The 25,025-nt window shown below is 37.6% G+C and carries 29 protein-coding genes and 2 tRNA genes; 8 read left to right on the top strand and 23 right to left on the bottom strand.

Annotated features, from left to right (window positions below):
• Position 1 precedes the first annotated feature (1 nt).
• Positions 2-1,555 (bottom strand): DNA primase family protein, encoded by a 1,554-nt coding sequence (locus ACK8P8_RS11640; protein ID WP_369860513.1) that lies wholly within the window; start codon positions 1,553-1,555, stop codon positions 2-4.
• 37 nt (positions 1,556-1,592) lie between these two features.
• On the bottom strand, positions 1,593-1,940 hold the full coding sequence (locus ACK8P8_RS11635) for a hypothetical protein (RefSeq protein ID WP_369860512.1): 348 nt from the start codon (positions 1,938-1,940) through the stop codon (positions 1,593-1,595).
• Between the two features lie 174 nt (positions 1,941-2,114).
• Here ACK8P8_RS11635 and ACK8P8_RS11630 point away from each other — a divergent pair, with 174 nt between their 5' ends.
• Positions 2,115-2,714, top strand: coding sequence for a hypothetical protein (locus ACK8P8_RS11630; RefSeq protein ID WP_369860511.1), 600 nt, complete (start codon positions 2,115-2,117; stop codon positions 2,712-2,714).
• Positions 2,715-2,803: 89 nt separating this feature from the next.
• On the opposite strand, the gene ACK8P8_RS11625 is transcribed toward ACK8P8_RS11630, so the two are convergent.
• From ACK8P8_RS11625 to ACK8P8_RS11600, 6 genes are read right to left on the bottom strand one after another with little or no spacing between them, the layout of a single operon-like run.
• Complete coding sequence (locus ACK8P8_RS11625) at positions 2,804-3,916, bottom strand: hypothetical protein (protein ID WP_369860510.1); 1,113 nt, start codon at positions 3,914-3,916, stop codon at positions 2,804-2,806.
• A 53-nt stretch (positions 3,917-3,969) separates the two neighbouring features.
• A complete protein-coding gene (locus tag ACK8P8_RS11620; protein ID WP_369860509.1) occupies positions 3,970-4,290 on the bottom strand; it encodes a hypothetical protein in 321 nt (106 codons plus the stop codon).
• Between the two features lie 15 nt (positions 4,291-4,305).
• Positions 4,306-4,527, bottom strand: a complete 222-nt coding sequence (locus ACK8P8_RS11615) for a hypothetical protein (RefSeq protein WP_369860508.1) — start codon at positions 4,525-4,527, stop codon at positions 4,306-4,308.
• Between the two features lie 11 nt (positions 4,528-4,538).
• Complete coding sequence (locus ACK8P8_RS11610) at positions 4,539-5,231, bottom strand: hypothetical protein (protein ID WP_369860507.1); 693 nt, start codon at positions 5,229-5,231, stop codon at positions 4,539-4,541.
• Between the two features lie 23 nt (positions 5,232-5,254).
• Positions 5,255-5,680, bottom strand: a complete 426-nt coding sequence (locus tag ACK8P8_RS11605; protein ID WP_369860506.1) for a hypothetical protein — start codon at positions 5,678-5,680, stop codon at positions 5,255-5,257.
• Positions 5,677-6,375: a PM1201 family protein gene (locus ACK8P8_RS11600; protein WP_369860505.1), complete on the bottom strand. Its 699-nt coding sequence runs from the start codon at positions 6,373-6,375 to the stop codon at positions 5,677-5,679. Before ACK8P8_RS11600 ends, ACK8P8_RS11605 begins: the two co-directional genes overlap by 4 nt.
• A 94-nt stretch (positions 6,376-6,469) precedes the next feature.
• Here ACK8P8_RS11600 and ACK8P8_RS11595 point away from each other — a divergent pair, with 94 nt between their 5' ends.
• From ACK8P8_RS11595 to ACK8P8_RS11585, 3 genes are all read left to right on the top strand, one after another.
• Positions 6,470-6,715, top strand: a complete 246-nt coding sequence (locus ACK8P8_RS11595) for a helix-turn-helix transcriptional regulator (RefSeq protein ID WP_022160579.1) — start codon at positions 6,470-6,472, stop codon at positions 6,713-6,715.
• 127 nt (positions 6,716-6,842) lie between these two features.
• On the top strand, positions 6,843-7,421 hold the full coding sequence (locus ACK8P8_RS11590; RefSeq protein WP_369860504.1) for a hypothetical protein: 579 nt from the start codon (positions 6,843-6,845) through the stop codon (positions 7,419-7,421).
• Positions 7,422-7,428: 7 nt separating this feature from the next.
• On the top strand, positions 7,429-8,622 hold the full coding sequence (locus ACK8P8_RS11585) for a serine/threonine-protein kinase (protein WP_369860503.1): 1,194 nt from the start codon (positions 7,429-7,431) through the stop codon (positions 8,620-8,622).
• A gap of 135 nt (positions 8,623-8,757) precedes the next feature.
• Here the strand turns inward: ACK8P8_RS11585 and ACK8P8_RS11580 are convergent, their stop codons facing one another.
• The 5 genes from ACK8P8_RS11580 to ACK8P8_RS11560 form a co-directional block, all read right to left on the bottom strand.
• A complete protein-coding gene (locus ACK8P8_RS11580; RefSeq protein WP_369860502.1) occupies positions 8,758-10,023 on the bottom strand; it encodes an ATP-binding protein in 1,266 nt (421 codons plus the stop codon).
• 333 nt (positions 10,024-10,356) lie between these two features.
• Positions 10,357-10,581, bottom strand: coding sequence for a DUF2188 domain-containing protein (locus tag ACK8P8_RS11575; RefSeq protein WP_369860501.1), 225 nt, complete (start codon positions 10,579-10,581; stop codon positions 10,357-10,359).
• A gap of 1 nt (position 10,582) precedes the next feature.
• Positions 10,583-10,951 (bottom strand): ubiquitination-like system serine protease family protein, encoded by a 369-nt coding sequence (locus ACK8P8_RS11570; protein ID WP_369860500.1) that lies wholly within the window; start codon positions 10,949-10,951, stop codon positions 10,583-10,585.
• Positions 10,944-12,104, bottom strand: a complete 1,161-nt coding sequence (locus ACK8P8_RS11565) for a ThiF family adenylyltransferase (protein ID WP_369860499.1) — start codon at positions 12,102-12,104, stop codon at positions 10,944-10,946. The genes ACK8P8_RS11570 and ACK8P8_RS11565 overlap by 8 nt, the downstream gene beginning before the upstream one ends.
• Complete coding sequence (locus ACK8P8_RS11560) at positions 12,079-12,729, bottom strand: multiubiquitin domain-containing protein (RefSeq protein WP_369860498.1); 651 nt, start codon at positions 12,727-12,729, stop codon at positions 12,079-12,081. The genes ACK8P8_RS11565 and ACK8P8_RS11560 overlap by 26 nt, the downstream gene beginning before the upstream one ends.
• 415 nt (positions 12,730-13,144) lie before the next feature.
• Here ACK8P8_RS11560 and ACK8P8_RS11555 point away from each other — a divergent pair, with 415 nt between their 5' ends.
• Complete coding sequence (locus ACK8P8_RS11555) at positions 13,145-13,483, top strand: helix-turn-helix domain-containing protein (RefSeq protein WP_369860497.1); 339 nt, start codon at positions 13,145-13,147, stop codon at positions 13,481-13,483.
• Positions 13,480-14,355, top strand: a complete 876-nt coding sequence (locus ACK8P8_RS11550) for an ImmA/IrrE family metallo-endopeptidase (protein ID WP_369860496.1) — start codon at positions 13,480-13,482, stop codon at positions 14,353-14,355. The genes ACK8P8_RS11555 and ACK8P8_RS11550 overlap by 4 nt, the downstream gene beginning before the upstream one ends.
• Before the next feature lie 65 nt (positions 14,356-14,420).
• Here the strand turns inward: ACK8P8_RS11550 and ACK8P8_RS11545 are convergent, their stop codons facing one another.
• From ACK8P8_RS11545 to ACK8P8_RS11500, 10 genes are all read right to left on the bottom strand, one after another.
• Entirely contained in the window at positions 14,421-15,644 is a 1,224-nt protein-coding gene (locus tag ACK8P8_RS11545) for a tyrosine-type recombinase/integrase (RefSeq protein ID WP_369860495.1), read from the bottom strand.
• A gap of 322 nt (positions 15,645-15,966) precedes the next feature.
• The gene (locus ACK8P8_RS11540) at positions 15,967-16,914 is read right to left on the bottom strand and encodes an ISAon1 family transposase (RefSeq protein ID WP_440132436.1); all 948 of its coding nucleotides are present in this window, start codon (positions 16,912-16,914) and stop codon (positions 15,967-15,969) included.
• A gap of 22 nt (positions 16,915-16,936) precedes the next feature.
• On the bottom strand, positions 16,937-17,287 hold the full coding sequence (locus ACK8P8_RS11535) for an ISAon1 family transposase N-terminal region protein (RefSeq protein WP_369860494.1): 351 nt from the start codon (positions 17,285-17,287) through the stop codon (positions 16,937-16,939).
• A gap of 180 nt (positions 17,288-17,467) precedes the next feature.
• Positions 17,468-17,541: transfer RNA gene (locus ACK8P8_RS11530), tRNA-Pro, on the bottom strand.
• 18 nt (positions 17,542-17,559) lie between these two features.
• Positions 17,560-17,650: transfer RNA gene (locus tag ACK8P8_RS11525), tRNA-Ser, on the bottom strand.
• A gap of 117 nt (positions 17,651-17,767) precedes the next feature.
• Positions 17,768-18,226 carry a hypothetical protein gene (locus ACK8P8_RS11520; RefSeq protein ID WP_186977434.1) on the bottom strand — a complete coding sequence of 153 codons (459 nt, stop codon included), beginning with the start codon at positions 18,224-18,226 and terminating at the stop codon, positions 17,768-17,770.
• 22 nt (positions 18,227-18,248) lie between these two features.
• Positions 18,249-18,632: a hypothetical protein gene (locus tag ACK8P8_RS11515; RefSeq protein ID WP_369860493.1), complete on the bottom strand. Its 384-nt coding sequence runs from the start codon at positions 18,630-18,632 to the stop codon at positions 18,249-18,251.
• Between the two features lie 22 nt (positions 18,633-18,654).
• Positions 18,655-19,224 carry an RNA polymerase sigma factor gene (locus tag ACK8P8_RS11510; protein WP_099289888.1) on the bottom strand — a complete coding sequence of 190 codons (570 nt, stop codon included), beginning with the start codon at positions 19,222-19,224 and terminating at the stop codon, positions 18,655-18,657.
• 71 nt (positions 19,225-19,295) lie between these two features.
• A complete protein-coding gene (locus ACK8P8_RS11505) occupies positions 19,296-20,300 on the bottom strand; it encodes a glycosyltransferase family 2 protein (RefSeq protein WP_369860492.1) in 1,005 nt (334 codons plus the stop codon).
• 56 nt (positions 20,301-20,356) lie between these two features.
• Positions 20,357-21,223 carry a lysophospholipid acyltransferase family protein gene (locus tag ACK8P8_RS11500; protein WP_186977440.1) on the bottom strand — a complete coding sequence of 289 codons (867 nt, stop codon included), beginning with the start codon at positions 21,221-21,223 and terminating at the stop codon, positions 20,357-20,359.
• Positions 21,224-21,368: 145 nt separating this feature from the next.
• Between ACK8P8_RS11500 and ACK8P8_RS11495 the strand changes: the two genes are divergently transcribed.
• Positions 21,369-23,228, top strand: a complete 1,860-nt coding sequence (locus ACK8P8_RS11495; RefSeq protein WP_369860491.1) for a DUF349 domain-containing protein — start codon at positions 21,369-21,371, stop codon at positions 23,226-23,228.
• A gap of 188 nt (positions 23,229-23,416) precedes the next feature.
• Complete coding sequence (gene pyrG / locus ACK8P8_RS11490; protein WP_099289884.1) at positions 23,417-25,015, top strand: CTP synthase; 1,599 nt, start codon at positions 23,417-23,419, stop codon at positions 25,013-25,015.
• Positions 25,016-25,025: the final 10 nt, after the last annotated feature.

The following is a 25,025-nucleotide window of genomic DNA, read 5'->3' as shown; positions in this document are numbered from 1 at the left end:
ATTATTTCAAATTTAAAACTTCCGTTACCGTTTTTAAAGCCCCATCTATCACGTCTTGTCCATTCACTTGGACATAAATCCAAGTTGCATTATTCGTTTGTTTCCTTTTTACTTCTATTCCTAACATTTCCAGACGTTTCAAAAACTCTATATTACTTACAGCGTAATGACCGTTAATCATACAAAACTCACAATATTCTTTATACAATACTTTAGAAAGCACATAATTAGTACTTTTAATATATCCGACTTCTTCAAGAAATTGCGCAACAGTATTAGTTTCCTTCCTTATTTTATTCAAAGTTTCTTGAACAGCTTGTGATTCTGTAAACTTTGCTTGTTTTAATAAACGATCAAGCCCTTCTAAAACCCAATTAAAAATTCCACTCAATTCATTATCAATTATTTTCCTTGCCAAATTCACGTCTCGACGTTCCTCAGGAATCGTTACATTAAATGCAATAGGCAAAATTCTGCGGAAATAAGCTTCAGTCTGTTCAATATCTTTAGGTATCAAATTCGTATTGAAAATAAATCTCCCATAATTTTTTAAAATAAAAGGATTACCATAAGGAGAACGGGCATCTATCGGTTCATTGCTAATTAATTTCTTTACTATATCAGGATTACACCCTTTACCTCCTAACTCAGAAGAATAATTCAACAAATAATTTGTTAATTCCGCTCTAAAATAACCACTGTCATTACACAAATTACTCAATGTATAAGAACATACATTCTTTTCCCCTAATAAAGCTGTTACAATATCAAATATCACAGATTTACCATTAGACCCACTCCCTATTAAAATTAAACATTTTTCCAATTTCAAATCACGTGCAAAAATATATCCCAGATATTCCTGCAAAATCATCTGCGATTCTTTTTCTAACAAAACTTCATCAAGAAACTTTTGAAAAAGTGGCATTCGAGCCTCTGGATTAAAATCAAATGGTAATTGATATTTAAAAAAATCATTTTTATCAAAATCTACCAATTCACGAGAATCACCCTTTATCACAAAAGTTCCGTTTTTCAAATTTATCTTTACTGTATTCTTTGCAGTCTCTGGCATTGATAAAGGTTCTACTAAAATAAATTGTTTATATAGAGCCTCAATCGCTTTACTTATCCTCACATCATAATAATTAAAACCACTTTTCATCGCAACTTCTGCGATGAATTCTTTTGCCATAGGCTTTGAGAGCGTTTCCCAATAGCATCCATTATAAAAATATGGAAAAGAACTTACTTCATCCACACCTATTCCCAAATGAAGTTCATCTGCAATTCTCAACATTTCTTCTATCAATATTATATATTTCACTTCATTTCCAGGAACATACTCTTTCAATTCTTCCAAAATTTCATCACGTTTTGCCTCATCCTTTTCATGTTGCAATCTTTCTCTTAATGATTTTATGGTATTCAAACTATCCTCATCATAATTATACTTACTTTCAAAATCGACAGGAACTATTTCGTTCAACAACTTTTTAAAAAGGTCATTTGAATATATTCTTTTAATAATCTGCCGGGTATATTTATTTTCCATCTCATTTAGTATTTTAATATAATTCAACATTTACAATTTATTTGACAAATTGTTTCTTTGCAGATTTCACAACTGACTCTATTCCATCTACAACAGAATACTGAACGTGATTTTCACAAAAATTTATCAATTCATCCGAATCAAATATTAAACGATTACCAAATTTTTTGCAAGGAATTTTATTCAAAGCGGTCAACTTATAAAGTTTACTTTTAGACATTACATAACCTTGTCTTTCTAAGAAAACTAATGCTTTAGAGAATGTCAATTTCTGAGAGATTGATACTTCTGATTCCCTTTTTTTCAAAAGTTCTTTAATTGTTTTTACATCTTCCCAAAGCTCTCCCACTTTCTCAGGAAGATTATTATAATTAATTTCTGACATAATATCATATTTGAAAAAAGTTAATATTAATTATGTCTTAGTTGGCCAACTTTGACACAACAAAGGTCATTGTATTTATCAAGGATCATTTCCCCAAATACAACTCAAGTTTTCACTTAGTTTTCTCCTCAAAAAACGTTAAATTTGCCACACGACATAATTGAGTAGAAATATATGGCTAAAAAGACTTCTAAAATCACACAAGACTCGCAAGAATTAAAAGGTCTAATTGGTGAAATTGAAAACAAATTAGGCTACCTACCTAAAAAATATTTGCATTTTGAAAAATTGAAGGATTTAATCGATGATCGGATAAAACCTCAACTATTATCAGAAAGCACGTTAAAACGCTTATGGGGTTATGAAAAATATCCATCAACTTTCGATTATTCCACTCTCGATTTACTATCACAAGTTGCAGGTTACCAAGATTGGGATCATTACATAAAAACGATATCAGCCAAAAATGATTTAATTCCCATTTTTGACGATAGAAAAATCCAAGATGCAGAAGAAGATTTACATATTGGAAAACCTGTTATTCTCGGGTGGTACCCTGAACGTTATGCGAAAGTCAAGTATTTGGGAAATTGTGAATTTAAAGTTATCGAATATAAAGGAAAAGGAGAAGATTTAACAAATAAAATTATCACCGCACGATGGTTTGAAGTTGTTCCCGAATGGATTAACAATAAAAATGGACATGGATATTCCATGTACTGCGATATAGCAGCTGTATTAGGAGGTGAAATATACGAACGTCTATATTTGTAAAAAACTAGTTATCCATATTCTCAACTACGCCAAATGATATAAATAAAAACCGGTTGAAATTCAACCGATTTTTATTTATCCGTCAAGAATTAATTTTCATAGAAAATTTCATATTCATATTTCTCACCATCTTCATCTATAATAATTTTGGTGATGTAATTATCTTTAACTTCATATTTGAAAGAAACCGGATATTCATATTTTCCATCTTCATCATCTATCCCACTCACTTTCACTTTTTCCGGCAAATAAATAGAACGTTTTCCAGTTATCCCGTAAAGGAAAAGGTCTTCAACATTTTCAAAATAATCTGTAAGAATTATTCCAAATAAATCCAGATTCAAATTATTAAGTTGTTGACCATATGTAAAATCAAGTAACGCATATACATTATCAAATTCCTCATCTATCCATTTATATTGAATCAATTTACCTCCAATGAAAGTAAAATTCTCCGTGGAAGGATATTCATTTTCAATAATGCCTTTTATCTGACTTAAATAATCCCCAGAGTAATCAAATGTAAATTCGTCATACTCAGGACAATTAAGATATGTTTTCTTGTAATGCGTTGCTTTCCCATTTTCTATAGTATACGTTTCGGTCTGGTTATCACTTCCAATTTCTTTAATAACCAACTGGTTAGATGAATAAGTATAAGTACATTTCCAAGGTTCTGTTGCTCCGTCTTCAGTAACATTCAAAGATGAAAGTTTTCCTTCATTATTATAAGAAAACTCATAGATATTTTTCCCAATTCCATTCTGAACTTTATCATCCTCAAAAAATTCAACAATCTTTTTTACTTTTTTAGGTAGAATTTCTACATCTCCTCCTTCTTCCGGTTGTTCCTCAAAAGTCATTTTCCCAAGTTCGTATTCTTCACCATTTTCTTTCAGTAACACTGATTGATCGCCATATACTTCTGGAGCAATGAAAGTAATACCAGTTGAATTAACCTCGGTGACAATAGCTTTAACATCACCAGTATTTTCTGCTCGTGCTATAATTGTCCTAAACCAGATTTCACTTGCTTTGGTAAAACCCTCTCCCTTAATTGTAATAGATTCTCCGGGTCTTACAGGATTCTCGAACTTGGGAATTTCAAGTCCTTTAATTGGTAACTCGTTGTCTTTGTCATCATCATCACTACAAGCCACAAAAAGGGCTAACATCGTGAATAGAAATAATAATTTTCTCATAATTAATAATAATTAGTTATTTATTCTCTTTAATTCTAACACATTCACATGAACTATTCTCCTATAAAAAGACCTGCAATCTGCTCATTACCTAACCATACAACAACAATCACAAGAAGAGCAGCTGTCATCAAAACCCCATTATTAGCCCACACCAATTTTCTACAAAACAGTCCCCACTCGCTATTACGATAACGATCCCGGCGAGAAACCATCATAGATTCACTCAATTTATACCCGATAATAAACACTCCGGAACTCAAAAGAATAATACCTCCCAACAACCATTGTTTAAGAAATATTCCAACCATAAAAGCAATTAAAACATATAAACTTAAATTCAAGATATACACTGCCTTCTTAAGAAATTCCATAATTATTCTATTAACTTAATTCTTAACTTTATCTCTAAGTTGTTCTATTTTCATTTGAAAATATTTTTGGTAATCATCCCATTTCTCTGCAGGAAGAAAAATAATTGCCACAAAAGTCACAAGGACAAATATACCAATCCCATACATCATGATTGAAATGATCACCTCCAATAGCATATTAAGAAAAACAACTGCCAAAAAAACAAGTATACCTATAATTCCTATTCTCAAAAACATAAGCAATACTATTAATCTATAATATATTTCCTAACGATCAAGAATTCAGAAACACCTGTCAATATACCGATAATTCCCAAATAAATATGGAAACCATCGTCACTCCGATACATATCCCAAGACCAGTTAGTCAACGAATTCCAGGAACTTTGAAATATATTTCGATCCTCTATCGAAAAAAGTAATAACGTGAATACCAATGATATGATCGGCAACAACAACACCCACTTCCCGTATTGTTTTACCTCACCCCAAAGTCTGACCATCTGAAAGAGAATAAATACAGGTAAAAAGATTTTAAATATGGACAAAATCAACTGTACCGTTCCAAAAACATTTCCACCTCCAAAAAGGAAAAAAGCTAACACATACCCCATCACTAACCACACGCCTTTAGTTGAACGCATATGCGGGGGCAATAAGCCGAAAAAGAGCAAAGCACTCCAAATCGTGTTTTGTTTCCAATTTGCACTTTCCAGTAAAGCAGGATCGATCAAATTAATCCCGGTTAAAACAATAAAACCTATTGTAATAAGATAGCAAGGGAAAAATAACGGAATCAATTTTTCGTTATCTTTAGCCATTAAAGCTATCAATTTTATGGGTTTATTGCCTTCCGATTGAATTACAACATTTGGTTTTTCTTGTAAAACCTCATCTGTATCCTCACATTTTTCTGTTGTGGTTACTTTCGCTTCTTTCATTTCCGATTCAATTATATTTTAAATTAAGATTCAATCAACTTTATCTCTGTCGAAAAATTGCGTATATTAGGAATTTTAGCTCCCGGATAATTGGCATGAATCCACTCTTGTATCGCCTCGTAACGGTTTGCCCCACGGAACAATTTAGCCTGTTTCTCGTCCATCACAACAGTTTTTCGGATCGGTAACGGTCCATTATTTTGAGCGGTCCCTTTTATTGTTACACGATATTGTTTAACCGACTGACCGGATGTAATCTTAATATTATCCCGAAATACTTTCTCTCTCTTCGGAGACGGCTTTTCATTAAAAGTTTGCCATAATTTCTCTATGATAAACGCTAAGATTTGAAACAAGACTTTCAGCAATTTATATATGATTCTACAAATAACTTCTAATACCTGCTCTATCTTTTTTACATCAATCTTACCATCTTCCATTTCAATCAAATTATTGATTCTAAAAAATTTATATTTTTATTAATCATCCATTTCCTACCTTTTTGCAAATATTCCATAACCGGATAGTCATCAATAGATAATACATCTTGATTCCAATCCATAATCCGGTTAGGATCATACAATTCTATACTAATAGCTTTCAGTAAATTTTTGATATTCTTCATTACAACGTCGTTCTCATCCTTCTTATCTGTCAAAAATGTACAATGACAAGGAATTAAAGCATAATTCCAAAACAAAGAAAAGAAAAGTGGATTATCCGTTTTACCCCAAATATGAGCGATATTATAATTTACAACAGAACTTGTACTCCCCCAACTGACACGATGTCCCGTATATTTCAAAATTTCTTTTTTAGGATAATAATTACCATCTGGATCAAAACAAACCCGAATTTTCGTATCCTTGTGAAAAACAGCATTAGCCGAATCTTTCGTGAATAAAACAGCTTCTTGCTTGTTTCGGAAACGAGGAGTTGTCGTTTTCACTTCATGTTGTCGGAAAAAAGCTCCGTTCGAAGTATAACGAACTGGAATTGCTTCCCCCATTCGAATGGCCTGTCTGTACACTCTAGCTTGCTGAAATACAATATCTTTTTTAAAGAAAAGGGTGTTTCGTATCACGTAATCAACTAATTCATGATCATTGGGAAATAATTGCTTGAAACAATTTAAACCGTCCATTTTACTTCTATTTTTTTCGCAAATATAATACACATACATATATGTGCAAAGTATTTTATCATTTTGTTAATCTTGAAATTTAAATCATAACAAAATGAAGACTCCTATTGAGCAATATGTAATCGATAAAGTCAGAGAAAAAAGATTGGCGCAGAAAATGTCCCAAGCTACTTTGGCATATTGTCTGGGAGTTTCCCGGGGATTTATAGGGGATGTTGAAAATCCAAATCAACGAGCAAAATACAATCTTAATCATATCAACGAATTATCTATCATTTTTAATTGTCCTTTTTCCGACTTTTTCCCTTCTACCCCTTTCCCTTCTTCAAAAGAACTTTAAACATTGACAAAATAACAGGGTAACTTTATCATTTCAAAAGTTCAAATTGATTCAAAACAATTCAATTTGTTTCATTTGCGGACAAGACCTCTTTTTATAGTATTTTTGGGCAAAATTCAATATATCTATGGACACTTTGAAAGATATAGAAAAACTAAAGCAGGCAATCGAAAAAAAGGCAGGACGCACAATGAAATCTCCCGTCGATTTCGATCGGCTATCTTATTTGATTCACGAAAACATCCGCGAACAAATCAGTCCTTCTACCCTAAAACGACTTTGGGGATACGTATCCTCCTCCCACATGCCCCGGTATTCGTCTCTATCTACCTTGGCTCGTTACATAGGTTACCCCGATTGGGATTCATTTTGCCAATCTTCACCCACGATAACCGAATCTTACTTTTTTACAAGCGAAACGATCCATTCTGCAAATCTGCAACCGGGAAAAAGATTGAAAATAGCATGGAACCCGGATCGCCAATGTACGATAGAATATCAAGGGAATTCAACATTCTCTGTCATCGAATCTTTTAATACACAAATAAATAAAGGAGACTCTTTCCAAGTTGAACATTTCTATTTACACCAACCTTTGATCCTAACAAATTTATGCAGAAGAATTTCACCAACTTCTTTTTCCGAACCGATAAATTACGCTATAGGTTATCAAACTGGCTTAACATCAATTCAACTCTTGGAATAATAACAATATGACCTTACTAAATTCAAATTCAGGTATCATTACCGATATAAAACCAGAGATTACCTCATATTTTACCAATATCACGCTATGGTATGAATCCAACAACGGCTATTGTTGTCTATACAAAGCACAAAAATCAGGAAAATACCACATACTGAAAACACTGAAACCTATATACAAAGACAATCCTCTTTATCAAGGATTATTACAAAAGGAATTTCAGATCTCATACCCGTTATCTCATCCTCATATTGTACAAACGATCGGATTCGAAGAAATCCCCGGTATCGGATCAAGTATTATCATGGAATATATCGACGGGATCCATTTACGTGAATATCTGAATTCTAAAAACTATAACAGCCATGTCATTCTAAAAATACTGGACGAACTCTGTCAAGCCTTAAGCTATATCCATTCTTTACAAATCATACACCGTGATTTAAAACCGGAAAATATCCTTATCACACGCAATGGTTCCAATGTCAAATTAATTGATTTCGGCTTATCGGATACAGATTCCTATTCCATTTTAAAACATCCTGCAGGTACCTTAAAATATGCCTCCCCAAAGCAACAAGTTCCACTAACTACCATTGACAATAAAGCGGATATATATTCTATCGGGGTAATTTTAGAAGAAATCATACAAACGACTCATGTAAAACTTCCACACGTACACAAGATAATCAGACGTTGTACCTCTGAACATCCTATCCAACGTTACACAAGCACAGACGAAATCATTCATTTACTCCATTCAAAGAATAAATATTTACCCTATTTATCCATTCTTCTAATTATAATTCTAACTACGGGTGGTTTACTACTCGGATATCACTGGGGATTAAAACAAAATAGTAAACATCATTCTCAATCCATCAATATCTATAATCAAATCGTTCAGCAAGCACAGCATATAACGGAACAGCATTGTCAAAAATTATACGATAGGTATGACTCCATAACAACTCAAGATTCATTATCACTCTGGCTAAATGAATACAGTAACCTAGTTCGGGAAGTCAATCAACAAGTTGATTCCATTCTTAAACAAAATATTTCGCCCAGTGCCCCGGAATATCATCTATACAAGACAACCTTAAACAAACTTGTTGAAAATATTTGGATAGATTATTATAACAAAAATCAAAAAAAATTCCTGACTTCTCCACCTGCTTTAAAAATAAATAATGAGTGAAGTGAATGAAGTGAAGTATATTTTATTAAAAATATTTTATAGTATAGCAAGGGCTTTATATAGAGAATTTATAGCTATAAAGAAATATATTTCATTTCATTCACTCCATTCATTTATAATGAATAATATACCATTTCATAAATTCAAGAGCCACTTCCAAACCGGAATAATCTCGATGACTTTATGGTCTATCTCCAGTACTTGTTCGGAATCACGCGTGATTACCATCAATTTTTTACATTCCAATACATTCGATAGCTTCAATAAAGCACTTATTTCCCTGTCAAAAGTACCATCGCTATTATCAAGATTATAGCAAACCTGAATGGCTATCGCTTCATCTGGAATATAAAAATCCACTTCAACTGCCTGGTTATAAAAAAACACTGCATCATTTCGTCCATATTTACGTAACAAATTGATGGCAACGAGATTTTCCAGCAACGAAGTTTCCCCGTCAAGTAAAAAAAGATTCAGAATCCCGTTATCTGTGAAATAATACTTAGGATTAGTTTCTTTGTCAACAAGCTTTCCCGCTATATTCTGTATAGAAGAAATCAACCAAGCATCCTTTGCGTATTCAATATAATTGATAATAGTTGTTTTACCGACTTTTACCCCTGTTGAGGAGACAATATTAGCAACCCGGGTAAATGACATGGGTTGTTTTACACTTTCAGCCAACTTTTTAAACAATACACGCAATGCAAAAGTATTATCAACCGAATGACGGGCTGCAATGTCTCCCAAATAAATTTTTTGATAAACACTAGTCAGATAATCACGCTTGGCTGAAAATTCTGCACCTTCAGGAAATCCACCATAATAAAAATAATCATTGAATTTTCTCAATATCCCCGCTTTCGTTTCAGTTGCGAACAAAGAATTATCATCAACCCTGATATTATTTGCATTCAGAAACTCCTTAAAACTATACGGGTAAACATTAATCGGAATATAACGTCCGCCTAAAGTAGTTTGTATATCCTGGCTCAACATTTTAGCGTTACTTCCAGTAATATAAACCCGGTGTTTGGTGTCAGCCAGACGACGGGCGAATTTCTCCCAACCTACAATATTTTGAATTTCATCCAGAAAAAGAATGGGCTTCTTTCCATACATTTCCAAATGTACTTCCAAAAGTAAATTCAAATCTTCCAAAGACATTCCGACAAGACGCTCATCTTCAAAATTAACGTAAAGCATCTCATCCCAATTAATTCCTTGCGCTAACAACTGCTGCATTCGTTGATAAAGCAAGAAAGATTTTCCCGCCCTCCGAATACCCACAAAAACATAATTACCAAACTCCTCAAAAGTGAAACTTCTAGGAATAACCTGATATTTCGGTACCTCTACCTGATTATCTGTAATGACTGATTTTAAAATATTTTTGTCCATATACTTATATTTGTCCTGTCAACAAGACAAATATAAGTCATTTTTGTCTTGCACACAAGACAATGTGGATTTATTATAAAATAGATATTCAAAAATAAAGGACATAGTTACATCAACAAAACAACTTTATTTATCCTATTTAAAGCTTCTCCCATCTGTAAATCCCCCTTGTCTAAACATGTTTCCAATCTTTCATCTCACTTAATATAAGTCTAATTGCTATGGAAATGATAATAAAAACAATATAAAAGAGAAATCCTTTATTATAATAAAACAATTGAAACCATACAAAAAGGGACTGTCCAAGGTCGGACAGTCCCTTCACAATCAAAATCATCCTTTAGGAGGATAAGGATCATTCCCATAACTATTTTTCTGTCTGATTTGTCCATTCGTTCCATGAATAGCAACCTCTTGTCCATTATTTTTAGCTATTTCAATAGCTCTTTCAATAGCTTGTTTCTGAGTATTAAAATTACCAGAACTTCTTTGAGATTTTTCTTGTTTGACAGACCAACCACCATACAAATTTTTTACCACATGAACATTCTTTCCCATATTAATCTCCTTTCTTTCTATTATTAATTATCCAAAATCTTCTCTTATTCTTTTTTGAACGCTTCTTTTCAAAGAGCTTTCCTTCATTACAATCAACTTTCTCTTTAATAAACACAAACTTATTATTCCTAATCCAGTAATGAGACCGACATTCAAAATTCCAGTTTCCGATAGATGGAAATAGTGAAATCTCTTTACCATTATACATCATTCTCCACTCTCCCGGAGCTATTTTGGTAATCGTTTTCATTTTACAACCACAAGCACACAAATGTACAGCAGTGTTGAATCTTAAAGAGATATACAAAACTCCCTCTTCTAATTCATCTGGAAAAACATCAACAAACCAAGGAACAACTTCTTTATTCATATACAATTTTATTCAGAGTCAGTGAATATATAGAAGTATGATAATTTTTAGCATTACAATAATAACCAAGTTCTCCCTTCCATTTCATAACAGCCAACGCTGCATTTAAAGCATTAAGCTCTGCTATTTGAATATTAGAAACATATAAATCATCATCCATATTTCCTTTTCCACAGTGATTTTCTAATACAGAAATATCATGATTGGAAGGATAAGACACCCGAACTGTACCAGATAATTTATCATCTACCAAATTCACCCCTAAACCTACATCTATGAATTTAATATTATGCTCGATCAAAAAAGAGCAGATTTTCATTCTTGCCCTATTGCTATCAATGCAGACAAATACAAAATCATAACCCAAGAAATCTTGGAGGTTCGGTTCTCCTACAAATTCACCGTGAGGTACGATCATCTTATGCATATTTGAGTAAATCCCAGCAAGATATTCAACTTTAGAAGGTCTCTCATTCAAAATATCAGCAGAAGCAGCACCCGGAGAACGAAAAGCATTATGGGTACTAAATATATCACCATCATATAGATGAATTTCTTTCGTTGGAGTCTTCGTTACAAAATCCAAAATATAACTACCAGTCCCACCCAACCCGATAATTGCTATTTTCTGGTCATAAAATTTTTTATTCAGAAAATCAATATTAGCCCGGCTCGAATTAGTATCCAAATACTGAAAAACCGAATCGATCTCTGTCAATTTTATCGGAACAAAAGTCTTGGCAGTAACTTCAGGATACAGAGCACATGCCTCATTGGAGATTATCGAAATGTAGGTCGTAAATTTCTCATAAAAATCTCTATAATTCCGATCAGAAGGTTTACTGGAAAACATCCTATCTGCAATCAAACCATCTCCTATCTTAATATTCTCGGAATTAAATATTTTGGTAAGAGGATTTCCTTCTGTATCACAAGGCGTATCTCCCTTATAATACATCGTATGATCTACTGGTGATATTTTCCAACCTTGGACATTAAATGGACAAAAGAGAGTGGCATACGCCACCTCTTTAGTAGACTTTAAATAGGGAACATGATGTACATACAAATATCTATCATTTATTTCCACCTCATATCCCGCATCAATCAGATGTTTGACATCCTGATTATGATTTATGTGTTGCTGTAACATCGAATTCCATATTATGTTTAACAACAACTTTTTGTCCTGCAACCATAAAACCTTCCTCTTTCGAAGCATGTCCTTTTGAATAAGCAACCGTATATGCTACCGAAGGATTAGGAGTAGTAAATGCGAGGCTTACCACCTCTTCATATGTAATCCACTTTCTTTTCCAATCAAAACCTTTCGTATTTACAAATATCATTACCCCTACACGTTCCTTTGTATAGAAATGTTCTTTTCCTGGCCTTGCCAAATCAATCACTTCATCGTCCAGGATAAAATCATCTTCCCAACCGGTATCCACTTTCAAATACAAATCTTCTGCATCAGAAATATTTCCCTTTTCCCGAATCTCAGCACCTGAGATCCATTGTTTATATGAAATATATTCTTTTTCGTTGATGAAATAGTACAATTTCTTTTTTACAAAGAATTGTTCGATCTCCGGCCGTGCAAGATTAACCCGGGTATCATTTTCAATAAGCTCATCCTCAAAAGGCTTCTTAATTGCAAGATACAATTCTACATCTAAAGGAATTCCACCTTGTCTTTTTAACTCTGCTCCAGTAATATATTGTTCCGTTGTTTTGAAGGTTTTGCCTTCAACTTTATAAAATAAAATATTGTTCATCACTAAACATTAAAAGTTTTTATTAAAATTCAATAGGCTGTTTATATCATTTCAACAGCAAAACAAAATATTCCTTCAAAAACAATACGTCGCAATGTTCTTTTTTATATTATACAATCGGCAAAATCACGTTCAACAACAGAGCGTGATAAGTTAAAATCACAAAATGGCTTGAAAGATTCAAATAAAAGAGGTAATTTTGAAATGCTAATTTAAAACTACCAAAAGCCTTGCGAGGGCTTTTACATCTTTCAAATGAATTAAGCCAGGTGATTTTTTGCCTGGTTTTCTTTTGCAAAAATAGATAAAAAATTAAACACAACAAGCAAATCTAAAAAAAAAGAGCAAGCATATAGCAAGATTTGTTTTATCGAATATAATTTATATCTTTGCAGAAATTTCAATAAGATAACTTATGGAATCATTAGGAAGTATCTTAAAAAAATCACGGGAGCTAATCGGACTTACTCTACGTCAAGTTGAAGAAGCTACAGGGATTTCGAATGCCTATCTAAGTCAGCTTGAGAATGATAAAATAAAAAAACCTTCTGCAAATATTTTGTATAAATTATCAAATATTTATGGAATCGGCATCAACGAACTGCTTGCTGCATCTGGAATAATAGAAAAACAAACATCCGAGAGAAGAAAGTTGCTAAATACAATAGCACTTTCAGCAGAATCATTAACAGAAGAAGAAGAAAAAGCTTTACTTGATTATTTAGGATATATTCGGTACAAATCAAAAAAATGAATGAGGTCACTTCGAAAAATGATATAGAGAAAATTTCCTATGAAATTTTAAAAGGTAGTAAATGCTTTGATATTTTCCCCACACCTGTTGATCGCATTGTAGAATATACCGAATTAGTTGTTCATTCAGGAATTGATTTGTCAAAAATTCAACCAAGTTATCTATCTAGAGCAACAGATGCTCTAAAAAGAGCATTAAACAAAGTGAGAGGAGCCCTTGATAGAAAAGAAAAAATCATTTATCTTGATTCCTCAATAAAAGCTTCAAAAAAGAATTTTGTTAAATTACATGAAGTGGGGCATGAGGTTCTTCCATGGCAACATTCTATTTACGAAGCTCTCGAGGAAGACGACAATACTTTAAATATAGAAACACGAGAAGAGTTTGAGATGGAAGCAAATCTTTTTGCATCTACAACTTTGTTCCAATGTGATAGATTTTATTCAGAAATGGATAAACTAGGTTTAAGTATTAATTCTTCCATGCAACTTGCTAAACAATTCGGTGCATCAGTACATGCAGCTTTAAGAAAATATGTAGAATCATCAAAAAATCGATGTGCACTACTTGTTTTAGAAAATCCCACCAAAATTGGAGCTTTTTTAAGAAATACATTTCAATCTAACAGTTTTACAAAAAACTTTGGTGAATTAGTAATACCTACCGTTTTAGATTATTCATCTTGGCCTTTCATTCAAGACTATTGCCATAAAAGAAAATACCGAGATGATGGTATAATAACCTTACTAACAAAAAATGGTAATACAACTTTTACTTACCATTTTTTCAATAATAGTTATAATGCTTTTGTATTTCTTTTCCCCATAGGCGAAAAAAAGAGTTCAAGAACAAAAATTATTGTTTCTGCTTAATTTTCTGCATAAAATACATTACTCATTCTATTTTCAAGTAATCATATATATAACTCTTAAACTACTCAATCAAACTGCGTCAACAAACTTGCATTCTTCTGCCTTTCCTCCTTCTCGAAACTAGCCAAATAAGCTTCTGTTGTCTTAAGATCACTATGTCCCAGACTCTCCGAAATATAAGATATATTAGCTCCCGAACGTTTCAAAACCGTAGCAAACGAATGACGGGCCGTGTAGGTCGTTATATTCTCTATCCCTAAAGCCTGGCCAATCCTTTTCATACGCTTATTAATCCGCCTGGTAAGATCTTTAGTTAAATGCTTATGTTTGATTGGATCATCAACTCCTTCAAGATACGGGAAGATCAGATTATCAGGCAACGGTTCATTTCCCCACCTTTTAATTATAGTCTCCATTTCGGGAGTGATCGGCACACAAATTTCTTTTATTGTTCTATTCGTTCGTTCCGTTTTTTGACGCACAAAACAAATCTCGCCATCATGGATATTCTTATATTTCAACTTCACCAAATCAGCCGTATTGATCCCATTACACAAATACATAAAAAACCAAAGGTCTCGATACCTCTCTGTTGTCTCATTTCCATCTGAGAACCGGACAATCTTCCCTATTTCTTGTAGCGTCAAAGCTTTCTTACGACCTGCTCCCGCTTGAATCTCATATTTATCTTTACCAAAAGGGTATTGGCTATCCTTAATCACTCCGGCCTTTTTCGCTTCATTCATGATTGCCCGAATAGCCCTCATGTGCATTCCAACGGTTGTATGATTCTTATCTTTCAATAAAAAGCGCTCATAACGTTTCAACCACTCAATAGTTATAGTATCAAAAGATATTTTATTTCCTCCAAATTTCTCAACCCACAAATAAATATTTTCATACCATTCCATCGTTCCTATCCGTCCTTCCCTTTTCAGGTTTTCAATCTTTGCCTTAAAAGCACTATTCACGGTATCTCCCGTGGCTTTCCCTAAACGAACATTCAGAGCATCAAAAGAAAAACCTCCTTTTTCAGCAAGAGCCTCCACATTATATTTGACCAAAGAAAAACTATTTTCTATGCTCTCCCTAATCTCCAATAGACGCCGGCTCTTTGTTTCCGGTAATTTCTGCCATTCCTCTTCTGTCAATTCTTTACCCGTAAGATAATATTTCTGCACACGTCTATAAACGACCTGAACCTTTACAGGATAAAGCCCACTAGCCTTGGGACGACGTTTATCCAAGACCGTCATAACTGATATTCTATCCTTCGTAAACTTAAACATAGACACTTCTATTCTGTATGTACATTGTACATACAATTTGCATGCAAGTATAGCCATTTAATGAATACCGAAGAAATATATTGGGAAATATTTCTCATATTCTCATCTGTTATTCAGGGTTTTATATCAACGAATGAAAAGACATGAAACGCCATGAAAACAACAAACTTGCGACTCATAATCAGGGGGTCCTTGGTTCAAGCCCAAGTGGGACCACTTGAAAATAAAGCAGTTACAAAATTAAAAATGTAACTGTTTTTTTGTTTTTATATGGTTTTTACTGCCAATTTCGGAACAACTGGAAAATCTGTTTTTTTTCATGTTAAGCGTAAATTTTGCACAGTCGAAACAAGAAAAATTTAATATCTCTAATACCCCTGAATACCCTCCTGAACTCTTTAATTTTGGCATTAAACGATTCGGCGGCCGCGTTTGTACTCCTGTTGTCAAAATAATTCAAAATAGTTTGATAGTGATTCTCTATAGTTCTGGCCACGGTAGCGAAAGCCTTGAGCTTGGTTTCCTCGACTTTCCTGTACCACTGTGCCAGCTTGGTGTAAGCGACATCTTTCCACCTGGTTCTCCGGAAGATTTGTCCCAGTTTTAACGCGAGTTCATAGGCCTGTTTGATATCCGGGTAAAGATTGAACAATATCCCCGCTCTCGTTTCCTGGGAAGGAGTCCACGAGGACGGTGTCTTGTACAACAAGTACCTGCTTCGTGCCAGGAGTTGTTTTAACGTGTCGCCATTTTCCAGCATGGCAGGTTTAAACTTGAGCCCGTTTTCTCTCGCGTGGAGTATCGCCTCGTTCTCGCTCTCTATCGCTTCCCAGCGATGTTGTACCCGCAAGTCCTGTACCGCCTCGTGAACTAGCTGGTGAACGTGAAAACGATCCGTCACCAGACGGGCGGCGGGAAAACATTCCCGGGCGATCTTTTCCATGCTTGGGGCCATGTCTAACGTGATCTCTTGCACCCGGTAACGAAGGCGGCGGGGAAGCTTCAATAGAACCGATGACACGTCTTCCGCGCGGGTACCTTTCACGATTGCCACGATGCTACCCTTACGACCGTGAGCCTGCTTGTTGCTGATGATCGTTCGAAGGTCCCCGGCAGCCGTTTCATCGATACTCAAGAACGGACCAACGTTACCGGGAAAAAGAAGCCAATCCTCGGCGTGAGACAGCTGAGCCCAGGAGCGAAAATCACTCCAGTGATTCTTGTATTGCTCTTGTAATTGATCTCCGGGCAAGTGATAGTGACGGGCCACGCTTTGAATGCTTACCGGGTGATTATCGATGTGTTCCTTTTAAGAAATCCGAGAACTCTCTCGATAAAGAACTCCCTCGGGCCACGAGATTCCAATCACGGGATATGACTTTGCCCGTTTCAACATGCTTCCAACGACGACGTTTGATCACCAGGTCAAAAACCTTTCCACGTGAAGGAAAATCATGAACAACTTGCTCGTCATGAAAACCGTGGCAAATATACTCCCCGGGTGGATAAGGGGAAGGTACTTCTTTTTTCTCTTCAAGGTAAACCCGGTAACCGATAGCGATTGCACTCACACGGGTTACTATAAAATAATCCTGCAAACCTGCTGGGAACATTAAAGATACAAGTTCTTCTAAAGCCGTCATGACATTTTACTGTTTAGAAAGCAAAAATAAAAGAAACGGGGGAAAATCTGTGTGTGAAAGTTATTTTTCACACACAGATTTTCCACTTGAGCCAGAGTCCACTTGAGCCGGAACCACCCATTTCGCCCAAAAATCAAGGCAATAAAAAAACAGCTACTTTCGTAACTGTCTGATTCTCCGTCGGGGTGACAGGATTCGAACCTGCGACCCTCTGCTCCCAAAGCAGATGCGCTACCGGACTGCGCTACGCCCCGAAGCACCTCTAAAATTTGTGGCGGAGAGAGGGGGATTCGAACCCCCGGTACAGTAATCCCGTACGACAGTTTAGCAAACTGTTGGTTTCAGCCACTCACCCATCTCTCCAATAGCGCTGACAAAAGTAGTGCTTTTTATCGTTCTTGCAAGCTTTTAAGGTCTTTTTTTTCTTTTTTTTTCAGGCAAGACGGCTAATAAACTAAATCTCAATACCTCCGAAACACATTATCTGGGGACAGGAACGGGTTTATTCTCCATTTTTTTCCATAACTGGTGACGGAATTTCTGTTCTGCCTCGAACATCAGCCACACTTTTTTAGCGGGCAACACTTTCAACAGCCTATCCGTGTATTCCTTCTTGATATTCCATGCCGCCTGCTCCGCATCCAAAACGGTTTTCAGATTCTTTTTCGCTTGTTCCTCCGTCGTTACCGGGGCTGTCTTTTCTTTTTTACAGGTCAACGCACGTATCTTATCGTTTTCAACCCGCATTTTCTGTTGCATCTCGTTATAGAGAGGCCAGAACACGACAGCCTCCTCCGGTGTCAATTCCATTTCTTGGGTAAAGAACGCTATTTTTTGGGCTTCAAACTCTTTGCGTTTCTCGTCGCTCAATTTACCCGATTGAGCGAACAACGAGAGCGAAAGTCCAACCATCAATATAATTAATCCAGCTTTTTTCATATATGATACCTTCTTTACATTTTTACCTGCGTTCAGCATACAAGAAATCCGCCACATCGGACTCCTGTGACAAATACTCGATAATCTCTTCGCGGGACGGGTCGAAATCCGTATCGAATATATACTCGTCCTCTTCTTGTGCGGCCGACGCTTTCTGTTCCGTTTTCTTTGCCAACATTTCATTATCATCTACTAAACGAGGCAATAGAAATTGCACGAAAAGCATCGCGAACACGAATAATCCCGCCAATCCCAAATAAGGCTTCAACATCTGCAAAGCCCCCGCGCGTTTGGGTTTCCCGCTTTCCTTCACCCGTTCCATCACTCGCTCCTCCAAGGAGTCGAAGTAACCGTCAGGTACGGAGAACGGGTTCTTTGATCTGTATTTCTCGTCTAAATTATCCATAATCATCCCTTTACATTCATTATTAATCAAACGTGGGCAAAGTATCCGAAATCTTCAAGCACTCCTCGATCTTCTTCACCGCATTATGATACGTCGCCTTGAGAGTCCCTACCGCCACATTCAATACTTCCGCGATATCCTCGTATTTCATATCATCAAAATACTTCATGTTGAAAACCAACCGTTGGCGCTCCGGTAACTTCAGCACGGCTTTTTGCAACTCGCGCTGAATAGAGTCCCCGCAGAAAAACGTATCACTCTCCAACTGATTCTCTAGCATGGGCGTAATCTCCTGCGAATTCCCGTAAGTCTTCCGACGCTTCTCGTTCAAGAAGTTAATCGCTTCGTTCGTTGCCACGCGGTACATCCACGTGAACAATTTCGCTTCGTAGCGAAACTCCTTCAGACCTCTCCATATCTTGATAAATGTATTTTGCAATACATCATCGCTATCATCATGGTCGATAACGATCTTCCGGATATGCCAATAGAGCCGCTCGCCGTATTTAGCCACCAGCGCGCGGAATGCTTTATCCTCACCGTTACCCGAGTGAAAAAGCTTTACTATATCTTCATCGCTCATTTCCTTCATTCTAACTCCTAAGTTTTAAAAGCCTTCTACACTAAGACAAGGTTTTATGTCAAAGGTTTATTCCCACACCTCTAAAATTTCAAATCCGAGAATTTCTTTTTCCCGCACAAGAAATAATCCAGAACAATACTACGGGGATACATTTCGGCAAACGGCTTCATGCCTGCCGAGATCGGGTATCTTTTCCTCAACTTCCGGAATGCCTTGTACGCTTGCATGATCGAACGAGTGTTGGCAAACTCTCCTTTCATCAGAAAAAGAGCCCCTGCCATACAATCCAACAGCAAACGCACGAAAAACACTTTCTGCCGGGAAGCCCCCCCGAGGTTCTTGTGCAACATCAACAGATTATTGCGATAATTCAAAAACAACTTCCGGGGATGATTCATGGGCAAGGAGCCTCCACCCAAATGATACACCACGGAAGAAGGTACTACCTTTAATATATACCCGCTATTTTTCAATCGCCAACAAAGATCGATTTCCTCCATGTGGGCAAAGAAAGCCTCGTCCAACCCGCCAGCCTCCAGATATCGCTCCCGCCGGATACACAACGCCGCCCCGGTTGCCCAAAACACTTCCCGCTCATCATCATACTGCCCGGTATCGACCTCCGTGCAATCCATCACGCGGCCGCGGCAAAAGGGAAAGCCGAGATAGTCGATAAAACCGCCACTCGCCCCGGCATACTCGAATTTATCTTTCTCCCGGTAAGCCAATATTTTGGGTTGCACGGCAACAACACGCGGATCACGCTCCAAAGCATCAACCAACGGTTCCAGCCATCCCGGTGCAACCTCCACGTCACTATTCAACAACACCGCGTACTCTGCCTCGATCATCTCCAACGCCCGGTTATACCCTCCCGCGAAACCGAAATTATCTTCAAACAACACCCGTTCCACACTCGCGAACTCCCGTTCCAAACACCCCCACGAATCGTCAGAAGAATGATTGTCTACCACGATCACCCTTCCCAATTCCGGATTGGTATTCCGAATCACCGAAGGCAGGAATTCCCTCAACAACTTCTCCCCGTTCCAATTCAATATAATGACAGCAACACGCTTATACATTTTAGATTTTAGATTTTAGATTTCTAATTTTCCCCCGCACTCTCTATTCTCGAGTCTTAAACTTTCTTATGTTTCCATCGCTTGTGCGACCACAGCCAATACTGCGGCTCCTCGCGGATAAACGACTCCAGTAACCGGGTATGCATCTCGGTCAATACCCCCGGTTCCAACCCGGCAGGATTAGCACAAACATCAATAAACTCCACCTCGTAATAACCACGCTTTACTTTACGCATACGCACGGAAACAACAGGAAAATTGTACTTTCTCGCGATTCGTTCCGTCCCCAGTAAAACAGGAGTATCTTGATTCAAAAAGCGAGTCCAGAAATTAAGATTGTGAACATTGGGTGTCTGATCCCCGATAAATCCGGCTAAAAACAACTTTTTTTCCGAACGATAACGGGCAATCACCCGCAAGGTATCATCCTTGGCAACCAACACGGCACCAAACTTCGAGCGAATCGCTTTCATCATCCGGTCGGTCACCTTACTCCGGATAGGCTTATATAAAGCCAAAAAGTCGGCATCGTTCTCCCAAAGACTGTACGAAGACATCCATTCCCAATTGCCGTAATGCCCCAGCACGCCGATCACGCTCCTTCCCTCGTCAAAATATTTCTGCGGCAACTCCGTGTTTCGAAAAACACAGCGTTTCCGTATCGCGGCCTCGGACATATGCCACAATTTATACAGTTCGACCGACAGATCAGCCATATGCTTATAATACTTCCTCTCTATTGCCACAATCTCCTTCAAACTCTTTTCCGGAAAAGAGTTACAGAGGTTCGTACGCACCACTTCCCGGCGGTAACGGGACACGTAATATAGCAGGACATAATTTATGTCCGCGATAATATACAGCACCCGAAACGGCAAAAAGCTGATCAACCAAACAAGACCATATAATATATATGAAAACATAATCGCTAATAATAAATGTCAAAGATACATGTTTACGATAGAATTCCAAAAAGAAGTCTTCTCCGTTTTTTTAGTTAATATAAATTGGCAGTGTCAGAATAAATCATTATTTTCGTCAGTTGAATGCGTAAAAACAGGAATAGCTATGGAGCAAGAAAACTTACAACAAGCCGAGGAGTTGCAAAATAACGAGCAGCTTTCTTCGGACACTTTAAATGACGAAACACAAAACGAAGTTTCAGTTCAGGGTCAACCTACACCTATCGAGAAAACCCCCGAAAAAGAAGTTCCGGTATGGGATTTCTCCAGTTTTAACACGGATGAGATCATCTCTCACATGAAAGCTCTGATCGACGACTTTCCCGTGCAACGCTTGAAGGTACTGGACAGCCTGCCGCAAGTTTTCGAAGCACAATACCAGAAAGAATACGACAAAGCTCTCGCCGAGTACACGAAAGACGGAAGTCCGGCGGAAACATTCGATTATCAAGACAATTCCAAGGAGCGTTTTTATAGCGTGTACAGAACCTACCGCGAAAAGAAAACGGAATTTTATAAAAAACTGGAAGAGGAAAAAGAACAAAACTTAAAAGACAAACTCCAGATCATAGAGGAGCTCAAAGATTTGATCCAACACGAGGAATCGTTGAATAAAACTTATCAGGATTTCAAAAACCTGCAAGACAGGTGGCGTAATACCGGTATGGTTCCGCAAGCACAAGCAAACAACCTGCTGGAAACATACCACCACCACGTGGAGAACTTCTTCAACTACGTCAAGATCAATAAAGAATTGCGTGATTTGGATCTGAAGAAAAACCTCGACGCCAAAAATACATTGATAGAACAGGCTACCGCCTTACTCGAAGATAACAATGTCGGCAACGCCTTCCGCCAATTGCAATCGCTCCATGCACAATGGAAAGAGATTGGCCCGGTTGCCAAAGAACATCAAGAAGAGGCGTGGAATCGATTCAAAGAAGTGACCGACAAGATCAATGACGCGTATCATAAATTCTTCGATACCCTCCGGGAAGAACAAGAAAACAATTTAAAATTAAAAGAAGAGATTTGCCGGAAGCTCGAAGAATACGCCGCCTTGAACATCGAAAAGATCTCGGATTGGAACACGGCAGCAGACGGAGTACTCGCCCTTCAAGAAGAATGGAAACACGCGGGCACCATTCCTATCAAAGAACGTAATCGCCTTTACAAGCGATACCGGGCAGCGTGCGATGCGTTCTTTAACAAGAAACGCCAATACTTCCAAGAAATTCAAAATATGCAAAGCCAGAATCTGACAAAGAAAATAGCTCTTTGTGAAAAAGTTGAGGCTATAAAAGAAAGTACAGATTGGCGAGCAACCACATCCAAGATTATTGAATATCAACGGGAATGGAAGACAATCGGACCCGTGCCAAAAAAGGTTTCCAATAAAATATGGAACCGTTTCCGTTCCGCTTGTGACTATTTCTTTGACAGAAAATCCGAATTGGCAAAAAACTTGAATGCCGATCAAGTGAAGAATCTGGAACTCAAGAAAGCCTTGATTGAAGAGGTGCGCAACTTCCAACTGACAGGCAATACGGATGAAGATATCGAAACTTTGAAAGCATTCCAAACCCGTTGGGCTGAAATCGGATTCGTACCTATCAAAGAGAAGGACGCGGTTCAAACAGAATTCCGCAAACTGATCAACGCGCATTTTGATCTACTTGACATTGACGAATTCGATAAAAACATCGAACGCTTCAAATCCAAGATCAACACGTTCGACAACAGCGACGACAAGGTAAGCAAGATCATCCAAGAAAGGGAAAAACTGGTAAACAAGATCAAGCAACTGGAAACAGACCTGCACGCTTGGGAGAACAATATCGGGTTCTTCTCCAAGTCCAACAAATCGGAAGGTTTAATCCGGGAATTTACTGCCAAGATCGAAAACGCCCGCCACAAACTAAGTCTGATGCAAGAAAAGCTAAAACTTATCGACGGCATGATCTAAGAAAGATAAAAAAGAGGGGCACACAGTTGCCCCTCTTTTTATGTTTGTATCATATTTTTTCTTACTTTTGTCGTTAAGTTTCGACATACTTGAGCATTTTGCTTGTTATTCAGCAGAATAACAAACAGTTCAAGTATTTTCAAGTCGTTGGATGTAGAATATAGAAACAATTATAAAATATTTATATCGTGTCAACAAAATATGTATTCGTTACGGGTGGAGTTGCCTCATCTTTGGGGAAAGGAATCATTGCTTCCTCGCTAGCCAAACTCCTCCAGTCAAGAGGTTATAAAGTCGCGAACCAAAAACTGGACCCGTATATTAATGTAGATCCCGGAACCTTGAATCCCTATGAACACGGAGAATGTTACGTGACCAATGACGGTGCGGAAACCGATTTGGATTTGGGACATTACGAAAGGTTCACGAACATCCCCACTTCACAGGCCAACAATATCACGACCGGACGCATATACCAGAACGTGATTACCAAAGAACGCCGCGGAGATTATCTGGGAAAAACCGTACAAATCATTCCGCATATCACGGATGAGATCAAACGAAATATAAAACTTCTCGGCAGCCAAGGTGACTACGATTTCGTTATCACCGAGATCGGGGGAACCGTGGGCGACATCGAATCGCTGCCGTTCATCGAAGCCGTTCGCCAGTTACGCTGGGAGCTCGGGGAAAAATCCGTGTTCATCCATTTGACCTTGGTTCCTTATCTCACCGCGTCGGGAGAATTGAAAACCAAACCCACGCAACATTCCGTGAAAGCCCTTTTGGAAAACGGAGTACAACCGGATATCATCGTGTTGCGCACGGAACATGAACTGGGTTCCGACATCCGGAGAAAAGTAGCCTTATTCTGTAATGTAGACCCGAAAGCTGTCATTCAATCCATCGACGTCGACACCATTTACAAGGTGCCCATCAAAATGCGGGAAGAGAAACTCGACGAGATAGTACTATCCCAACTGGGATTACCTTTAAAACACGAGCCGGATTTGGAATCATGGGAGCGTTTCCTGTACAAATTCAAAAACTACAATCGCAAAATAAACATTGCCCTCGTGGGTAAGTACGTGGAATTACACGACGCGTACAAATCTATCGTGGAATCATTCATCCATGCCGGTGCAGCCAACGACTGCAAAGTGAATATCAAATGGGTGCACAGTGCCCATGATATCCATGTAGACAATATCTGCGAACTCTTCAAGGACGTTGACGGCATTTTGGTTGCTCCCGGTTTCGGGCAACGCGGTATAGAAGGCAAACTGCTGGCTATCGAATACGCCCGCACCAATAACATCCCGTTCCTCGGTATCTGCCTCGGAATGCAAATGGCTGTTATCGAATACGCTCGCAACGTGATGCATCTTGAAGGAGCCGATTCTACGGAAATGGCACCAAAAACCAAATATCCCGTGATAGACCTCATGGAATCGCAAAAAGAAGTAACCGACAAGGGAGGTACCATGCGTCTGGGAGCCTACAAGTGCGTGTTAAAAGAAGGTTCCAAGGCCATGGAAGCATACGGCTCGAAAGAGATTGAAGAAAGACATCGCCACCGCTACGAATTTAATGGAGAATACACCGACCAATTCGAAGCAGCCGGAATGATCACGACAGGGGTAAACCCGGAAACAGGGTTGACCGAAATCGTGGAAATCCCCACGCACAAATGGTTCGTGGGAACTCAATTCCACCCGGAATACAAGAGTACGGTAACCAACCCGCATCCCTTGTTCGTGGCATTTGTAAAAGCGTGTTTATCATGATATTCCGTGA

Source organism: Butyricimonas muris, from assembly GCF_046365375.1.
Classification (GTDB): domain Bacteria; phylum Bacteroidota; class Bacteroidia; order Bacteroidales; family Marinifilaceae; genus Butyricimonas; species Butyricimonas muris.
The sequence above is the reverse complement of the archived record's forward strand: the minus strand, read 5'-3'. Positions and strand labels throughout refer to the sequence as shown.

What these genes read in the sequence shown, in the direction of transcription:
- ACK8P8_RS11640 (WP_369860513.1), bottom strand. Translation starts at nt 1,555, where the DNA reads ATGGAAAATAAATATACCCGGCAGATTATTAAAAGAATATATTCAAAT.
- ACK8P8_RS11590 (WP_369860504.1), top strand. Translation starts at nt 6,843, where the DNA reads ATGGACACTTTGAAAGATATAGAAAAACTAAAGCAGGCAATCGAAAAA.
- ACK8P8_RS11600 (WP_369860505.1), bottom strand. Translation starts at nt 6,375, where the DNA reads ATGGACGGTTTAAATTGTTTCAAGCAATTATTTCCCAATGATCATGAA.
- ACK8P8_RS11580 (WP_369860502.1), bottom strand. Translation starts at nt 10,023, where the DNA reads ATGGACAAAAATATTTTAAAATCAGTCATTACAGATAATCAGGTAGAG.
- ACK8P8_RS11535 (WP_369860494.1), bottom strand. Translation starts at nt 17,287, where the DNA reads ATGACGGCTTTAGAAGAACTTGTATCTTTAATGTTCCCAGCAGGTTTG.
- ACK8P8_RS11625 (WP_369860510.1), bottom strand. Translation starts at nt 3,916, where the DNA reads ATGAGAAAATTATTATTTCTATTCACGATGTTAGCCCTTTTTGTGGCT.
- ACK8P8_RS11545 (WP_369860495.1), bottom strand. Translation starts at nt 15,644, where the DNA reads ATGTTTAAGTTTACGAAGGATAGAATATCAGTTATGACGGTCTTGGAT.
- ACK8P8_RS11495 (WP_369860491.1), top strand. Translation starts at nt 21,369, where the DNA reads ATGGAGCAAGAAAACTTACAACAAGCCGAGGAGTTGCAAAATAACGAG.
- ACK8P8_RS11520 (WP_186977434.1), bottom strand. Translation starts at nt 18,226, where the DNA reads ATGAAAAAAGCTGGATTAATTATATTGATGGTTGGACTTTCGCTCTCG.
- ACK8P8_RS11575 (WP_369860501.1), bottom strand. Translation starts at nt 10,581, where the DNA reads ATGGGAAAGAATGTTCATGTGGTAAAAAATTTGTATGGTGGTTGGTCT.
- ACK8P8_RS11585 (WP_369860503.1), top strand. Translation starts at nt 7,429, where the DNA reads ATGACCTTACTAAATTCAAATTCAGGTATCATTACCGATATAAAACCA.
- ACK8P8_RS11555 (WP_369860497.1), top strand. Translation starts at nt 13,145, where the DNA reads ATGGAATCATTAGGAAGTATCTTAAAAAAATCACGGGAGCTAATCGGA.
- ACK8P8_RS11615 (WP_369860508.1), bottom strand. Translation starts at nt 4,527, where the DNA reads ATGTTTTTGAGAATAGGAATTATAGGTATACTTGTTTTTTTGGCAGTT.
- ACK8P8_RS11595 (WP_022160579.1), top strand. Translation starts at nt 6,470, where the DNA reads ATGAAGACTCCTATTGAGCAATATGTAATCGATAAAGTCAGAGAAAAA.
- ACK8P8_RS11620 (WP_369860509.1), bottom strand. Translation starts at nt 4,290, where the DNA reads ATGGAATTTCTTAAGAAGGCAGTGTATATCTTGAATTTAAGTTTATAT.
- ACK8P8_RS11505 (WP_369860492.1), bottom strand. Translation starts at nt 20,300, where the DNA reads ATGTATAAGCGTGTTGCTGTCATTATATTGAATTGGAACGGGGAGAAG.
- ACK8P8_RS11560 (WP_369860498.1), bottom strand. Translation starts at nt 12,729, where the DNA reads ATGAACAATATTTTATTTTATAAAGTTGAAGGCAAAACCTTCAAAACA.
- ACK8P8_RS11570 (WP_369860500.1), bottom strand. Translation starts at nt 10,951, where the DNA reads ATGAATAAAGAAGTTGTTCCTTGGTTTGTTGATGTTTTTCCAGATGAA.
- ACK8P8_RS11500 (WP_186977440.1), bottom strand. Translation starts at nt 21,223, where the DNA reads ATGTTTTCATATATATTATATGGTCTTGTTTGGTTGATCAGCTTTTTG.
- ACK8P8_RS11635 (WP_369860512.1), bottom strand. Translation starts at nt 1,940, where the DNA reads ATGTCAGAAATTAATTATAATAATCTTCCTGAGAAAGTGGGAGAGCTT.
- ACK8P8_RS11515 (WP_369860493.1), bottom strand. Translation starts at nt 18,632, where the DNA reads ATGGATAATTTAGACGAGAAATACAGATCAAAGAACCCGTTCTCCGTA.
- ACK8P8_RS11510 (WP_099289888.1), bottom strand. Translation starts at nt 19,224, where the DNA reads ATGAAGGAAATGAGCGATGAAGATATAGTAAAGCTTTTTCACTCGGGT.
- ACK8P8_RS11550 (WP_369860496.1), top strand. Translation starts at nt 13,480, where the DNA reads ATGAATGAGGTCACTTCGAAAAATGATATAGAGAAAATTTCCTATGAA.
- ACK8P8_RS11630 (WP_369860511.1), top strand. Translation starts at nt 2,115, where the DNA reads ATGGCTAAAAAGACTTCTAAAATCACACAAGACTCGCAAGAATTAAAA.
- ACK8P8_RS11565 (WP_369860499.1), bottom strand. Translation starts at nt 12,104, where the DNA reads ATGTTACAGCAACACATAAATCATAATCAGGATGTCAAACATCTGATT.
- ACK8P8_RS11610 (WP_369860507.1), bottom strand. Translation starts at nt 5,231, where the DNA reads ATGAAAGAAGCGAAAGTAACCACAACAGAAAAATGTGAGGATACAGAT.